Annotated in this window: 14 protein-coding genes; 7 read left to right on the top strand and 7 right to left on the bottom strand. The window is 37.2% G+C overall.

The features are described from left to right. A complete protein-coding gene (locus tag LC418_RS06635) occupies positions 1-2,139 on the bottom strand; it encodes a S46 family peptidase (protein ID WP_223558519.1) in 2,139 nt (712 codons plus the stop codon). Positions 2,140-2,547: 408 nt separating this feature from the next. Between LC418_RS06635 and LC418_RS06630 the strand changes: the two genes are divergently transcribed. Continuing rightward, positions 2,548-3,036 carry a copper resistance protein NlpE gene (locus LC418_RS06630; RefSeq protein WP_223558518.1) on the top strand — a complete coding sequence of 163 codons (489 nt, stop codon included), beginning with the start codon at positions 2,548-2,550 and terminating at the stop codon, positions 3,034-3,036. 30 nt (positions 3,037-3,066) lie between these two features. On the opposite strand, the gene LC418_RS06625 is transcribed toward LC418_RS06630, so the two are convergent. Beyond that, complete coding sequence (locus LC418_RS06625) at positions 3,067-3,714, bottom strand: MgtC/SapB family protein (RefSeq protein ID WP_223558517.1); 648 nt, start codon at positions 3,712-3,714, stop codon at positions 3,067-3,069. A 130-nt stretch (positions 3,715-3,844) separates the two neighbouring features. Here LC418_RS06625 and LC418_RS06620 point away from each other — a divergent pair, with 130 nt between their 5' ends. The 6 genes from LC418_RS06620 to LC418_RS06595 all read left to right on the top strand — a co-directional run bounded on the left by LC418_RS06620 (position 3,845) and on the right by LC418_RS06595 (position 7,809). Continuing rightward, positions 3,845-4,402, top strand: a complete 558-nt coding sequence (locus LC418_RS06620; RefSeq protein ID WP_223558516.1) for a YdeI/OmpD-associated family protein — start codon at positions 3,845-3,847, stop codon at positions 4,400-4,402. A gap of 27 nt (positions 4,403-4,429) precedes the next feature. Next, the gene (locus LC418_RS06615; RefSeq protein WP_223558515.1) at positions 4,430-4,828 is read left to right on the top strand and encodes an immunity 22 family protein; all 399 of its coding nucleotides are present in this window, start codon (positions 4,430-4,432) and stop codon (positions 4,826-4,828) included. A 210-nt stretch (positions 4,829-5,038) separates the two neighbouring features. Beyond that, positions 5,039-5,491, top strand: coding sequence for a hypothetical protein (locus tag LC418_RS06610; protein WP_223558514.1), 453 nt, complete (start codon positions 5,039-5,041; stop codon positions 5,489-5,491). 101 nt (positions 5,492-5,592) lie between these two features. Next, the gene (locus LC418_RS06605; RefSeq protein ID WP_223558513.1) at positions 5,593-6,339 is read left to right on the top strand and encodes a DUF6000 family protein; all 747 of its coding nucleotides are present in this window, start codon (positions 5,593-5,595) and stop codon (positions 6,337-6,339) included. A gap of 57 nt (positions 6,340-6,396) precedes the next feature. Then, complete coding sequence (locus tag LC418_RS06600; RefSeq protein WP_223558512.1) at positions 6,397-7,131, top strand: hypothetical protein; 735 nt, start codon at positions 6,397-6,399, stop codon at positions 7,129-7,131. A gap of 99 nt (positions 7,132-7,230) precedes the next feature. After that, a complete protein-coding gene (locus tag LC418_RS06595; protein WP_223558511.1) occupies positions 7,231-7,809 on the top strand; it encodes a hypothetical protein in 579 nt (192 codons plus the stop codon). Between the two features lie 317 nt (positions 7,810-8,126). Here LC418_RS06595 and polA read toward each other — a convergent pair whose 3' ends face one another. The 5 genes from polA to LC418_RS06570 form a co-directional block, all read right to left on the bottom strand. Continuing rightward, on the bottom strand, positions 8,127-10,961 hold the full coding sequence (polA, locus tag LC418_RS06590; RefSeq protein WP_223558510.1) for a DNA polymerase I: 2,835 nt from the start codon (positions 10,959-10,961) through the stop codon (positions 8,127-8,129). 183 nt (positions 10,962-11,144) lie between these two features. Further along, positions 11,145-11,555 (bottom strand): type VI secretion system tube protein TssD, encoded by a 411-nt coding sequence (gene tssD, locus LC418_RS06585; protein WP_174772298.1) that lies wholly within the window; start codon positions 11,553-11,555, stop codon positions 11,145-11,147. A gap of 307 nt (positions 11,556-11,862) precedes the next feature. After that, on the bottom strand, positions 11,863-12,777 hold the full coding sequence (locus LC418_RS06580) for an ankyrin repeat domain-containing protein (RefSeq protein WP_223558509.1): 915 nt from the start codon (positions 12,775-12,777) through the stop codon (positions 11,863-11,865). Position 12,778: 1 nt separating this feature from the next. After that, a complete protein-coding gene (locus LC418_RS06575) occupies positions 12,779-14,041 on the bottom strand; it encodes a Tle-like phospholipase domain-containing protein (protein ID WP_111955810.1) in 1,263 nt (420 codons plus the stop codon). Between the two features lie 19 nt (positions 14,042-14,060). Next, entirely contained in the window at positions 14,061-14,915 is an 855-nt protein-coding gene (locus LC418_RS06570; RefSeq protein WP_223558508.1) for a hypothetical protein, read from the bottom strand. Positions 14,916-14,926: the final 11 nt, after the last annotated feature.

Here is a 14,926-nt window from a genome sequence, read left to right as displayed (position 1 = left end):
TTATTTGATCACCTTCATTTCGTCGATAAGCCATTTGGAATCGGCAAATTTATCGATAATGAAAAGGATGTATTTGGTATCTACCATGATATTTCGGCTGAAACGAGGATCGTAATTGATGTCGCTCATTGTTCCCTCCCACTGTCTGTCGAAGTTAAGGCCTACAAGGTTTCCGTTGGCATCAAGAGCAGGACTTCCTGAGTTTCCTCCCGTTGTATGGTTGGTCGCAGTGAATCCTACAGGAACATCTCCTGTTTTGTCTTTATAGATGCTGTAGTCTTTTTTGTTGTAAAGATCGATCAGTTTTTTGGGAACATCAAATTCATAATCTCCCGGAATATATTTTTCCATTACCCCTGCCAAATGCGTCTGATAACCATAAGAAACAGCATCTCTAGGGGTAGAACCCTTTACTTTTCCATAGGTTACACGAAGGGTAGAATTCGCATCCGGGAAGAATTTTCTGTCTTTATCCGTTGCCATCTGCTGCGCCATGAATTTCTTCTGAAGGTCGTCAATTTTCCCCTGAAGAGAAGTAAACTGAGGATCAGTATTTTTCATATAGGTCTCTTTCATAGAGGCGTACAGCTGATAAATTGGATCTTTTTTCAAAGTTTTGATTAGCTTGTCCTGGTTGGAAAATACTTTCTCAATATCTCCGGTGAGAGACGCTCCGTTTACCTGCTCTCTTCCTGTAATGATTGAGTTTTTAGACATCTCTTCCACTACCGGAATGTTCTGGTTCTCGTCTTTATATTTATTGAATCCGACAGGCAGGAACTGAGGAGCGGTTTTATTGGCATACAAAGCCAGTAATTTTGCCGTCACTTTAGCATCCAGCTCTGCGCTGTAGTCTTTGTAAAAAGAAGTTACTTTTGTTTTTAATTTGGCAAGCTCTTTTTCATCCATTTTTCCTGCTTCCACAGAGGCAATATAGTCGTAGTAATCGCCTGCAAGCTTCAGCGTTTCGGCATTTCTTACCACTTCTGTATAATAAGCATTGTTTAATGCATAAGGAGCTTGATCATTGTACAGTTTATTCAACTGGTCCAAAGTAGTTTTGATCTCATGATTTTTAGCGACCAAAGAACCTTCGTACATTACTTTTTTCTCAACTGCATTAGACTTTTTCAGGCCTTCTACTTCACCGATCCACTTTTTCCAGTAATTGGCTACTGAAGCATATTTTGAAGCATATTTGATACGTGTTTCGCTGTCTGTACGCATTTTCTCGTCCAATGTTTTCAGCGCCACCTCACGTACGGCAATTCTTGCAGGATCTATATCTGTCATGATCTTCTCTACAGCTACTGCAGGAAGATATTCTGTTGTTTTCCCCGGAAACCCGAATACGAATGTAAAATCGTTTTCAGTTTTATCTTTTATAGAAACAGGAAGATAGTGTTTCGGAACGTAAGGAACGTTGTCTTTTGAATATTCTGCAGGTTTATTGTCTTTTCCTGCATAGATTCTGAACATGGAGAAATCTCCGGTATGCCTTGGCCAAACCCAGTTATCCGTATCACTCCCGAATTTCCCTATGCTTTGAGGCGGGGCTCCAACCAGACGGATATCCTTATATGTTTCCGTGGTAAAAGCATAATATTTGTTACCGTAGTACATTGATTTTACAATGATCGACTGGTAAGATTCTATTTTCTGAGAGTTTTTGTAAACCTCAATATTTTTATTAACTTTTTTAGTCAGTTCAGGCTCTACAAGGTTGTCTGTCCCTTCCAGGATCTGATCTGTTACTTCTTTGATGTCTACAATGAAGTCTACTTTTACCCCCGGATTCGGAAGTTCCCCGTCTGGATTTTTAGCCCAGAAACCATTGGAAAGAAGATCATTCTGAACTGTAGAATGCGCCTGGATCTGCCCATATCCACAGTGATGGTTGGTCAGTAACAGACCTTTCGGTGAAATGATTTCAGCAGTACATCCGCCGTTAAACTGTACTACCGCATCCTTTATGCTCGGCTTTTGAGTATTGAAAATGTCTTTGGCAGAGATTTTCATTCCCAAATCCTTCATTTCCTTTTCATTCAGTTCTGTAGGAATCCACATTCCTCCATATTGTTGTGCAAATGCCATTGCAGCCGGCAAAAGAAATACGGATAAAAGTATCTTTTTTGTCATAATCAAAATTTTGTCCCAATTTACAAAGAATATTAAACATATGCCTTACATGGGCGAGGAAATATAGCGGCAGGGATGAAGAGCCGAGAATCAAGATTTCAGATGTGAGATTTCAGACACGAGACATAAGACTAAGGTTAAGTTGGAATATGTCAATGGTGAATTTTGCTTCGTAAGTGAGTGGTGAATTTTGGAGTGCCAGAATGAAGAGCCAGGAATCAAGATTTCAGATGTGAGATTTCAGATTTCAAAGTGTTTCTTCAATAATTTAACTGTCAACTAGCAACATAAATCAAGCGCTCAAACCCTAAAACTCTCAAACTCTACAACCCTCCAATTCCCCTCTATGGCTTGGTTTTTGTTTCAAATAAAGCACTTAAATTATTAATATATCTAAATTATTCCATCATGGTAAATAGCAAAATGTTCATTCTGGGAATTGCATCTGCTGCATTTTTAACATCGTGTAACCCTAAAGAAAAAACTCCTGAAACTGTTGATACGACAACAGATTCTGCAACGGTACAAACACCTTCTTCTGACAGTATTGCAAAAGTAACTCCTTCTGCTCCAGGCGACACTTCGGAAAACGCTCTTGACTGGCCGGGAACGTATGAGGCTGTAGTTCCTTGTGCAGATTGTCCGGGAATTAAAACATCGCTTACCATTAACAATGATAAAACGTTCAGCATCACTGAGGAATATATTGAGAGAAATTCCAAAAACCAGGATAAAGGAACTTTTGAATGGGATGCCACAGGAAGTGCCATTACCTTAAAAGGAAAAAGTGCCGGCTATAAATACAAAGTAGGTGAAAATGTTCTTATACAGCTGGATATGGACGGAAAAGAAATAACCGGACCTAACAAGGATCTGTATGTTTTCAAGAAAAAATAAGGGCTTAAGCCTTTATTTTTTTGCTTGTATCTAAAACTGATAAGCTGTAATTTTAGGATCATTAATAAGGCTTTTTACGACTTCATCATGTTTTGTATGTTTTCCCGTGAGCCTCCATGTGATAGAAAGGTTTCCCTGTGTATACTGCATTTTCAGCATAAAATGTTTCAGATGATGTTCTTCAAATATTTTTTCACAGTGCTCAATATCTTCTGATCTGGTGACCGTTATTCTATATTCTCTTATTTTATGACTACTGTCTATATAATTCTGAAGGAAGATCAGTGCACTCAGGATCAAAAGCACCAAAGCTGTTCCTAAAAGTGAAAGGTAAACATAGCCCGAGCCTACAGCCATTCCTATTGAAGCGGTAGCCCAGATAGTGGTTGCCGTAGTAATTCCATCGATCTTATTATCCCCTTTAAAAATGACGCCTGCTCCCAGAAAACCGATTCCGGTAATGATATTGGCTGCCAAGCGATCTGGATTTTCAACGCCTATTTTTATGGAAAGAATGGTAAAAAGGCAGGAGCCGAAACATACCAGAATAAAAGTCCGAAGACCTGCCGATTTGTTACGATATTCTCGTTCTGCGCCAATCAAAAGTCCCAGAAGAACAGAGATCAGTATCAGCAGCAGCTCATTTTGTATGACATAATGATCCTGAAGGAATTCCATTGTACTGAGTTTTACCTGAATAAAATTACAATAAAAAAGTGTATTTTAATGTCTTTTGATGAATCAGTATTGTACTGTTTAAAAGAAAAGTTTTGTAATATTACACTTTAATTCAATAAAAAGATTCACGATGACGCCTACTTTTTTTGCAACCAAGGAAGAATTCAGAAAGTGGCTGGAGGAGCATCATACAAAAGAAAAAGAGATTCTGGTGGGCTTCTATAAAAAAGACAGTGGAAAACCTTCTATGAACTGGTCTGAAGCTGTGGACCAGGCTTTGTGCTTCGGATGGATAGACAGTGTGAGAAGATCTTTGGACGCAGAAAGCTATTCTAACCGTTTTACACCAAGAAAACCGAATAGCATCTGGAGTATCATCAATATAAAAAAAGTGGAAGAGCTCACGAAAGCCGGGCTTATGACCTTAGAAGGGCAAAAAGCATTTGAAGCAAGAAAAGAAGATAAAACGGGAGTCTACTCGCATGAGAAAGAGGAAATCATTCTTGATCCGGCGTATGAAAAGCAATTTAAAACCCATAAAAATGCCTGGGCTTTTTTTGAAAAACAGGCTCCTTCTTATAAAAGGATGGTCATTCACTGGCTGATGAGCGCCAAACAGGAAAAAACAAGGCTTTCCAGACTGGAAAAGGCTATTGGTGAAAGTGAACAATTAAAGAGATTAAAATAAACATACAGTATACTTAAAAAATAATTTATGGAGAAAGAAATTTCACACTTTTGGTTGGGATATTTTAACAATGAGGACGCCTTTAATGATTTTGCAGAAGAAGATGAGAAATATTACACAGAAGAGGAAACAGAGGATCTTTACGTTTCAAAATTTGCAGAATCACAACATATCCAATGGTTTGATTATGATTTTCTGGAATATGGTTTTGAAGATGAAAGTTTAGGCATCTACGAAAAGTTTACCGATTATTCTTATGCTGATCAATGGCTTCCCGTTGTGGAACAGAAGATCAACGAGCTCGGCCTGGAAACTCCGGTAAATGCTATTATTTTCGCTAACAAACATGCTATTCCCAATCCGGTTTCGGTGAATGATGAGGAATATGCATTATATTATATCGGTGAAATTGAATACAATATCTAGCTTTCTGTGAGAAGGGTTTCAATAAAGGATCATGAGAATCTGCTGAAGATTTTTGTGATCCTTCTGAAATATGACATGATTAGTAAAGATATTATTGCAGTATCATGAAGCGGTAAAAAGAACTACCCTTATTGAAAATTAAGACCATACAGCAAAATTACTTTATCGGCAATTTAAAATTTTAATTATCTTAGGCTTAATAAATTACTGATGAAACAGATTCTCTTTATTTTGCTGATATTTTATACATCAACTGTATTTGGACAGAATAAATGTACGTTAAAACTTGAATCCGGCACCACTCATCTGCAGGAAAAAGGAATCGTAGAGCTGTCTGTAATGAATACAGGAAACAAAAAAATTAAGATCAACAAAATTTTTTCTCCTTACAGACTACAACTTGTAAAAATCAGGGAAAAGGAAAATAAAATAGACTATACAGCTGATGTGGACTGCTTCACGGACTGTATAAAAAAAACAGTAAAGCTAAAACCGGGAGAAAGTTACAGGTATACAATTCCGATCAAAGAAACAATCCAATATGCTAAGCTTATGAATGGCAGAACGTATAGTTTCCATCTGTTTTTCGACCTTATTGACCTTACTCCTGAAAACTGTAATATCTATGGTTTGACGGATAACGAAGTTGTTTATACAAAATAAGCCTCGAATAAAATTCAATTGATATCCTACGTTTCTCATTCATTAAGTTTAAATTGTTATTAAATATTGAATAGGAATGTTCTCAGATATATTCAAAAAAGATGAACGAAAATTTACAGAACGAAATTAATTTACATTCAGCAGGCGCCACAATACGACATCAGTCTGCTTTTGACCATCTAAAAAGTCATCAAAATGATTTTCAGCTGGATCAAGAATTTATTGATAAATGGGTTTTACCATTTTACATGAAAATATGGAATACCTCAGGCTCATGGATTACCGATATAAAGGAACTCAAAGATGAAATTACTGAAGAAGTGACCGCTACACTTTTGGGAGATTTTAACTGGAGAACAAGAACTGTAGGAGCTTATCTTTCTGCTATAAAAAATTATGAAACCCAGATAGATATCATCGGAGTACATCTCCTTAAAAGCGAGTTATGCTATTCGGGCGATCTTTATGCCCTTATTTTTGCATTTTATAACAATGAGAAAACAATTGGCTATCTGAATCAGTATCTTGATTACTATTTACAACAACCTCAGCTTCACTTCGATCAGGAAAGAGTCATGGAAGTTGTTGTTTATCTCGATACTATTAATGGAACCAATAACTTTGCGAAACATATGATCAATTGGGAAAAAATGCTGGAAAATCAAAATGCAATTTCTAAAGTCAGGAATATACAAACGGCAAAATTTATTGAACAGCATGAGGGAGAAGCTAAAGCTAAAGAATTTCTAGCTTCTGTAAGTAATTTAAAATTTAATTATAATTTAGATACAGAATGGATTACAGCTCCTCTTCAGCTTTTGAAAGAGCTTAGAGAATATTGTAAATAATAAAAGCTTTGAAGAAAATACGAAGGCTTAACTAATACACTCACAAAACAAAAACCATTGAAAAAAATCATCCTTCTAATCGTTTTATCCCTTCTCCTGCTCTATTCCTGCAAAAAAGAGAAAAGGCCGGTTACCGATCAGAAAAAAAATGCTGTAGAAAAAGTGATTAAATCAGATACAGCAAGTCATCGGGTTTCTGAAGAACAAACTACCTCTTTTAAAAGTAACAAACCTGCTGATCTTGTTCCTACAGGATATGAAATCCAGTATGATGCGGAAGGAGACCTTAATCTGGATGGACTTTCTGATATGGCTCTTGTCATCAGGAAAAAAGAAGATACGCTGGCTGCCAGAAAAATGATGATCCTGATAAAAAATACTGATAAAACATATAGAATTGATAAAATCTCAGATACTGTTCTCCCCGATGAATATAATGAAGCCGGCTACAAAATACATGATCCGGAAGATATGTCCATTGAAAAAGGAGAGCTGAATATTAACCTTTATGATATCGGGCCCTATGGAAATCAGTTCAGCAGATTTAAATACCTGAACGGAGACCTCATCCTCACCTACATTGAGACTTACAATATGGGAGCCGGCTCTCACTCTGCCCTTTATTATGAGCCTATGAAAGGAAAACTGATCCTTGAAACCGTAAATACCATGAAAGAGGAAATGCCATCAGAATCTAAAACTCTTCACCTTAAAAAAGAAAGGTACATATTTGAAAAATCTTCTCCCGAAGATATTGTCCAAAAAGTTTACGGATCTGTAAATAATGAATAACATCCTCCATTAGAAAAATAGCGAAAAAGGGTAATTGATAAGTGTCTGTAATAATTCGAAATTTGTAGATACAACAACAGAATTAAAAACAGCAATATCATGAAAACTCTACATTTCGGACTTTTAGGAAAGGAAAATACAAGTCCTTTTATCGTTACTGCTATCCTGTACAGTATTCTCTTATGTCTGCCTTTCATTTATTTTTTATATCTGAAAGGCCAGCCTCATTCCTCTAATTTTGAAAATATGGATGAAGAGGGAAAAACCATCGTTGTAAAAGACTGGACAGACAATGCGGAGTCCAGACAGTTTAAACTGCTTACAAGAGTCGCAATTTTCAGCGCTGCTTTCTCTTTTGGGGCTTTGGGTGCAGCAGTAAGTCTTATCACAAGAGCAAGAAGATCAGGTTCTTTTGATCATAAAATAACCATCAAGGAATTAATTTCTATACAAACCATAGGGGCGGTTTTTGCCTTTATTCTTTCCCTGATTTTTATGGGTGAAATGATCGGCGGCACATTGTTTCCCAATGCTGATAAATTTTATTATATCGTTTACATTCCCGCAGCTCTTGCAAAACTTCTTGTCTGGTCATTTCTGGCTGGTTTTGCTGAAAGATTCGTCCCTAATATTCTTGAAAACCTGACCAAAATGAAAGATGTAAATGAAGAATGCTAAAATAATCAATACTTTCTTAAATTAATACAAAAGTAGTATTTCACAGGAAGTGAAAACTTCTTATCTTTATCTGGTATTGAATTGAATGAAACGTCATTCTTTTGACATACAGACCTTAAAAAAAACCGAGACGAAGGTAAAATCAATGAGGTGAAAAATGATTACAAATTTTCTGTATAATGCAGAAAGTTGAGAAGACTAAATTTTAGTCTTCTTTTTTGTTGTAAAAGGCCACATTGAGCAATCTTTATCCCAGTTCAAAAAAAATAAGGTGAGTCTAAACCCACCTTATTTTTTTAATTATCTCTTTATTTTTATTAATGTGCTTCCAGCCAGTTATTCCCGACTCCCACTTCTACCAGCAAAGGTACCTGTGTTTCCAAAGCACTTTCCATCTCGGTTCTGATCAGTTTTGAAGCTGCTTCAATCTCGTCTACCGGAGCTTCAAATATAAGTTCGTCATGCACCTGGAGAAGCATTTTAGTCTGCAGCTGCTGTGCTTTAAGTTCCTTATCGATTTTGATCATGGCTAGCTTTACAACATCTGCTGCACTTCCCTGTACCGGTGCATTGACAGCATTTCTTTCCGCATGGCCTCTCACCACGAAATTATTGGAATTAATATCTTTTAAATGACGTTTTCTTCCTAATATTGTTTCTACATATCCTATCTGACGGGCTTTGCTGACTTGCTCTGCCATATATTCTTTTAGTTTCGGATAGGTTTCAAAGTAGGCTTCGATCATCTGTTTGGCTTCGGTTCTTGAAAGGCCAGTTTGCTCTGCCAATGCAAAAGCTCCCTGCCCGTAAATAATTCCGAAATTCACGGTCTTCGCCTGGCTTCTCTGGGTTTTGGAAACTTCTTCCAGAGGAATTTTGAACAGTTTTGCCGCTGTTGAAGCGTGAATATCTTCTCCGTCCTGGAAAGCTTTGATCATATTTTCTTCTCCTGATATCTCGGCAATCAAACGAAGTTCGATCTGAGAGTAATCGGCAGAAATGATTTTTTTCCCTTCTCCTGAAACAAAAGCTCCTCTGATCTGCTGCCCACGCAATGTCCTGATCGGGATATTCTGAAGATTGGGATTTACACTTGCCAGACGTCCTGTAGCAGCCGTAGTCTGGGAAAAATTAGTATGTACCCTGCTGTCGTGTTTATCGATCTGGGAAGGCAAGGCATCTACATAGGTAGATTTTAATTTCTGATAGGTTCTGTATTCCAGGATATGCTTAATGATCTCATGTTTTGAGCTCAGCTTTTGAAGAACATCTTCTGAAGTTGCATACTGTCCTGTTTTTGTTTTCTTTGCTTTGGGGTCCAGCTGCATTTTTTCAAAGAGGATTTCTCCAAGCTGTTTGGGTGAATTCATGTTGAATTCTTCTCCGGAAAGTTCAAAAATCTTGGTTTCCAGCTGTCTCAGGTCATTTTCAAGATCGATACTTTCCTGGGCCAGCCATTTTTCGTCGAGTGAAATACCGGCAAGCTCCATTTTGGCAAGGACTTCCATCAGAGGCATTTCTATTTTAAAGAAAAGGTCTTCCAGGTTTTCTTTTTTCAGTTGCGGGGCAAAAAGCTCGTACAGCTGGAACGTTACGTCAGCATCTTCTGCTGCATAATCGGTTTGCGTTCTCAGGTCCGCATCTCTGAAAGTTCCTTGGTTCTTTCCTTTTTTCCCAATAATGGTTTCAATGGAAACCGGTTTATAGTTGAGATAGACTTCGGAAAGGTAATCCATTCCGTGTCTTCCGTCCGGATTCAACAGGTAATGGGCAATCATGGTATCAAACATGGCCCCTTTTACCGTAATATCGTACTGCTTTAATATTTTATAATCGAATTTTAAATTGTGAGCAATTTTCAACAGGTCTTCTTTCTCAAAGAACGGTCTGAAAATTTCCAGTGTCTGAAGCACTTCTCCTTTATCTTTGGATAACGGGATGTAGTATGCAAGACCTTTTTTATAGGAAAAACTCATTCCTACAAGCTCTGCCTCCAATTCGTTCAGTGAAGTAGTTTCTGTATCAAAACAGACTGCCTTCTGCTTTAACAGGTTACTGACCAATACTTTTTGTGCTTTTGGATTATTCACAAACTGGTATAGATGGTCGTTCTTGTCGATGGAAGTTTTGGTAGAAGTCGCCTGATCTAATTCTTCAAAATTGGCAAACAGGTCAAGCTGCATCACCTGTCCTTTTATTTCAGTGCCGGCAGGAGTCTTTGTTACTTCAACCTCACTTACGATCACAGTTTCTGTAGGTGCAGAAGCAAATGCCCGGTAAAGATTTTCGTATAATCTCCTGAATTCTATTTCGTCAAAAACTTCTTTTACTTTTTCGAAATCCGGGGTATCAAGATCATATTGTTCCTGATGGAATTCTATAGGTGCATCGCAGATGATGGTTGCTAGCTTTTTGGATAAAATTCCGCGTTCTGCTGAAGCTTCCACTTTTTCTTTCAGCTTTCCTTTCAGCTTATCCGTATTGGCCAGCAGGGTTTCGATATTACCGAATTCTTTAAGGAATTTCATCGCAGTTTTTTCTCCTACTCCATCCAGTCCGGGGATATTATCCACGGCATCTCCCATCATTGCCAGGAAATCAATAACCTGCTTAGGGTCCTCAATCTCGTATTTTGCTTTTACTTCTTCTACTCCAAGGATTTCTATATCCCCTCCTTTTAAACCGGGTTTATAAATTTTAATTTTATCTGTAACCAGCTGGGCAAAATCTTTATCCGGTGTTACCATGAAAGTGGTATACCCTTCTTTTTCTGCCTTGCAGGCAATGGTGCCTATCACATCATCTGCTTCATAACCTTCTACCCCTAAGATGGGAATATGCATCGCCTCTAATATCCGGTGAATGTATGGAACAGCTATTTTGATCGCTTCAGGAGTCTCGCTTCTGTTGGCTTTGTAATCTGAATAATCATCCGTTCTTACACTTGCCTGCCCTACATCAAAAACAACGGCCAGATGGGTCGGCTTTTCTCTTCTGATCAGTTCGATCAGGGAATTGGTAAACCCGAAAATAGCAGAGGTGTCCACACCTTTGCTTGTGAGCCTGGGATTCCTGATCAATGCGTAATATCCTCTGAATATCATCGCATAAGCATCGATGAGAAAGAGTCTTTTATCTTGTGTTGCGTCCATAATGTCTATAATGAACAAATATAAGAAAATAGGAATATTTTTTTGAGTTATAAGCGATGAATTATGAGTTATAAGTTTTTATGATATATACTCAAAGTGTTCTATAGAGATCATAAAAAAACAGAACAGCATTTCTGCTATTCTGTCCTGATGTTATTTTTTTACTAAAAGACTTGGGTCTTATTAATGACCTGATGAAGGCCACATTCCGCGGTACTCGGAGTTACCAAGAGTGATAACTTCTGCGCTCACTACGAAGCTGATCAGCATGCTGTTGCTATCAACCGCATCAAAATCTACTTCATGCTGGATCACATATCCGTTTTCCCACTTCAAAGTAGTCAGTGTACCTTCTTCATGAGATTTATTGAAAGTAACTTCTCCTGTTGTCGGCTTATATTTCCCGTTCAATAAACTTTCTAAGATATCAGATTTCTCAGTAGCTTCTACTGTCACTTTGATCAATGCATTTGACGGATCTGAAGCTACACGTCCTGAAACATCTGTAGATCTCGATACGCTGTAGTTAAGCTTTAATAATTTCTGACCTTCTCCTCCGTTGAATTTTAAGATTCCTCTTGAATTTGCTGCCATGATTGGTGAATTTTAATTTGTTATATATAATGTGAATAGTGATTGATTACAGAGCAAAGATAAAATCGATACGGGGAAAGAAAAAGTTTTTGAGTGCCAATCTGAAATATTGTAGTAATTCTACGATTTGATGTAGTAATTCTACGACTTTTGACTTAGCATAACGCTGAAAATGTCTGTTTAAAGTAGAAATGATGCTTTTAAGAAGGTTTAATTTCTTTATATTTCACACTATTATGGGAAATATAAAATCAGACCTTGTCCGATCTGATTTTATATTTATTAAAAGTATTGTTTCCAGTTGTCTTTATTTTCCCTTTACAATAGCCAAATCTTCCTGATAGCGGTTTTCACCGTAATTCTTTTTAAAATTGACTGATATTTTATCTTTAGGGCTCAGATTTTCATAAAGCTTGATCCTGAGTTTCGCCTCTTCTATTGTATCTTTTTGGTAAGGAAACTGAACATTGTATTTTTCAGTCAGCTGTTTTTTAAGTACAAATAATTTTTGATAATATGGAGAATCCGGTAAACTACGTTCATTTTTCTGCTTTTCCTTATATTGAATATAATTGGCCATTGGAGAAAGATTTGTTCCGGCGATAACCGGCTGCCCTCCTTTTTCCAGAAAATAGCTGGCCAAATCCAAATCATCTCTTGTAGCATCTTCCATAATATTGCCTCCATTGTAAGATATATGGTTAATATCTGCCCCATGTTCAAGCAAATAGTTGATCATTTTTCTTTCAACATTTTCATCTCCCAGCACCATCGCGTCACTAAGCGGATTCACGCCAACTGCAGGATTAAGTGTTGCATGGTATTTTAATAATAAGTCCAGCATATTATAATCATTAAGGGCTACGGCATGTTTAACCGGCAAACCTTGAGGCATAATAATATTAGGATCAGCACCATTTTGCAGTAAGGATTCCATTGCTTTCATATTTTCAAGTAATGCAGCATAGTGCAATAAGGTGTACCCATTATCTTCTTCTTTATCACTCAACTGGTTAATTATTTCCGGATGAGCTTTAATGACATTTGTAAGTTCAACATTGTTTTCATCAAAAATACTTTGTGCGGCTTTAAGCTGTGGGCCCTCAAATAGTTTTCCAGGCGGAAGATTTCTTCTATTTACATTTTTACGGGATCTAAGAACAGAATCTGAACAATTGTTAAGTGTCATAATGGATAGAAGTATTAAAATAATTGCTTTCATATTATATATTATTTGCTACAACGTCTGTATTGATTGTGCTCATCATAGCCTGAAATGCATCATTATAAGCACTGTGGCCGCTTCCAATGGTCTTTATACCAAGCCCTTCATTGTCTTCAATATATCCGTAAATTTCATGTTGTTCATTTAAAGCACGGGGAACACCTCCGGTAAGGCCTCCGGCTCCTGCAAGTAAATTCAATCCGGGAATTCCTGAAAACGCTAATGTGGAGAGTAGGCCTTCTCTATTGTTTTGCAATCCATTAAGAATGTCATTACTTGTACTATAATTAATAATATTTGAGGTTGACTTTACAGCTCCTTTTTCATCAAGATAATTTAAGGTATTTTGATGAACACCTCTTGTATTAAAGGTATACCCCGGAAGTCCTGTATAGTAGGAAGCCATTGCACTGTTTCCTCCTCCTAAAGAATGTCCTGTAAATTTCACATTTCCATTGGTTGCATAATCCATTTTCTCAGCAAGGCTTCTGGTTTTTTCTATTTGAGGAGTAGCAAAGCCAAAGGCCTGTCCTCCATCTTCAATAAACCAGTCATGATAGAATTGCATCCCTTTCGGCTCTGAACCTCTAAACGCTACAAAAAAATCTCCTGTTTCTTTGTTATGGTATAAGGATGCATAAAAACCATTGTCATTATTTGTATTAAAATCTTCTTTCTTCAATACTCCCGGTCCAAACAATTCGTCTAATTTACCCTGATCATCTGTATTAATGCGGGTATATCCATCTATTGTTGTATTATTTCCGTCTTTATCCTTATACCCATCTTCATAAGAATTTTGTGCCATCTGGCTGGCTGTACTTGCTTCCTGAAGCTGAGCAATGGGTAGATGAAAAGTAACCTCTCCTCCTATGAAACAATGTAAACTGGAATTTTGCAGTAAAGGTTTTTTATTTTCAATTCTTACTTTTGGATGGGTATTTTTCCAATCGCTTCCTTTGCATAAAAATGAGCAGATATTCAGGCAGTCATCAATAAGGGCACTTCCTGCCCAGGCTGCTGCAGCCAAAACCAAAAGTCCGCCGGAAAAAGCTGCTGCTACAGCAACTCCAGCTAAAGCTCCGGCTATCATCATTTCAGGACAAATAAAATTGTCTTTAAAACGGTCATCCTCCGTAGCCATTAGTTTGGCCCCTTTTTTCAAGTTTACCGAAGACTGGGAACTGACTCCAATTCCTATCAACCTTCTGCCTTTACTACAGATAAGCGGAGTGCCTTGTGCGATATATAATTGACTCATAGTGATCGTGAATTAATTGTTACTTTTTATTTAACCTTATATGATATCTGCAGACATATATCATTTTTTCATTAAGCTCTTCCTTCACGTGAAATATGACTTCTGACAGTACCGAATCCTGATTATAGATGTATTCTCCTTCTATTGCATACTTGTATTCCAAAGCATTGACCAAGGTCTTCTGATACTTTTCTTTGTATACATTTTCAAACCGGGATTGGCTTTCCTTACTTTTTCCTTCCAGCTTTACCGTATATCCTCCTTCTTCGTTTCCGTAAATTCTGTAGGCAGAGCTGTAATTCAGCTCTTCTCCGGGAAAAAGCGTTGATAAAGTGGTTCTTACAGGAATCTCATCTGTAAAACTCCCTCCTGCGAATACCGGTAAAGGGTAAAACATAATCTGGTACAATAAATTCCGCCCAATATTACGATCTATGTTATTAAACTCTTTATCATAAATCTGAATAAAAGTTTTATAACTCTCTTTTACCAGTTCAAAGAAATGTAAGTCTTTTTTTATCCCCTCCCATTTACTTAAAATTTCATTTTTGTTGGTGACTTCATTAATGCTTTTATCCGTATTCAAAGATAATTCTACTACCTCTGTTGCCTTATTTATTTTCTCAAGAATTTCATAAAAAGGCTGCATCTGGCCGTCTGACTGAATATACCGCTGGGTAGAAGACTCCACAGTGATGTGGTTGTATTCACCCGGTAATAGGGTCCAGTCCTGCTCTATTTCTGTCTGGTTGGCTTTTCCTGTACCTAATGTAAGATAGGATTTTATATTGATATGATATTCTGCTTTTTTATACCAGGCATATTTAAATCCTGATAAGTCATTATTTTCTTCATTATTCGGTTCCAATGTCATGCTTTGCTAAG

The organism is Chryseobacterium lathyri (assembly GCF_019970085.1).
Taxonomy (GTDB): Bacteria; Bacteroidota; Bacteroidia; order Flavobacteriales; family Weeksellaceae; genus Chryseobacterium; species Chryseobacterium lathyri.
This window is presented reverse-complemented; position numbering and strand designations above follow the sequence as displayed.

Bases quoted from the DNA above. Each gene is read 5' to 3' on its own strand.
- polA (WP_223558510.1), bottom strand. From the start codon at position 10,961: ATGGACGCAACACAAGATAAAAGACTCTTTCTCATCGATGCTTATGCG.
- LC418_RS06625 (WP_223558517.1), bottom strand. From the start codon at position 3,714: ATGGAATTCCTTCAGGATCATTATGTCATACAAAATGAGCTGCTGCTG.
- LC418_RS06570 (WP_223558508.1), bottom strand. From the start codon at position 14,915: ATGACATTGGAACCGAATAATGAAGAAAATAATGACTTATCAGGATTT.
- LC418_RS06575 (WP_111955810.1), bottom strand. From the start codon at position 14,041: ATGAGTCAATTATATATCGCACAAGGCACTCCGCTTATCTGTAGTAAA.
- LC418_RS06610 (WP_223558514.1), top strand. From the start codon at position 5,039: ATGAAACAGATTCTCTTTATTTTGCTGATATTTTATACATCAACTGTA.
- LC418_RS06635 (WP_223558519.1), bottom strand. From the start codon at position 2,139: ATGACAAAAAAGATACTTTTATCCGTATTTCTTTTGCCGGCTGCAATG.
- LC418_RS06615 (WP_223558515.1), top strand. From the start codon at position 4,430: ATGGAGAAAGAAATTTCACACTTTTGGTTGGGATATTTTAACAATGAG.
- LC418_RS06630 (WP_223558518.1), top strand. From the start codon at position 2,548: ATGGTAAATAGCAAAATGTTCATTCTGGGAATTGCATCTGCTGCATTT.
- tssD (WP_174772298.1), bottom strand. From the start codon at position 11,555: ATGGCAGCAAATTCAAGAGGAATCTTAAAATTCAACGGAGGAGAAGGT.
- LC418_RS06595 (WP_223558511.1), top strand. From the start codon at position 7,231: ATGAAAACTCTACATTTCGGACTTTTAGGAAAGGAAAATACAAGTCCT.
- LC418_RS06605 (WP_223558513.1), top strand. From the start codon at position 5,593: ATGAACGAAAATTTACAGAACGAAATTAATTTACATTCAGCAGGCGCC.
- LC418_RS06620 (WP_223558516.1), top strand. From the start codon at position 3,845: ATGACGCCTACTTTTTTTGCAACCAAGGAAGAATTCAGAAAGTGGCTG.
- LC418_RS06580 (WP_223558509.1), bottom strand. From the start codon at position 12,777: ATGAAAGCAATTATTTTAATACTTCTATCCATTATGACACTTAACAAT.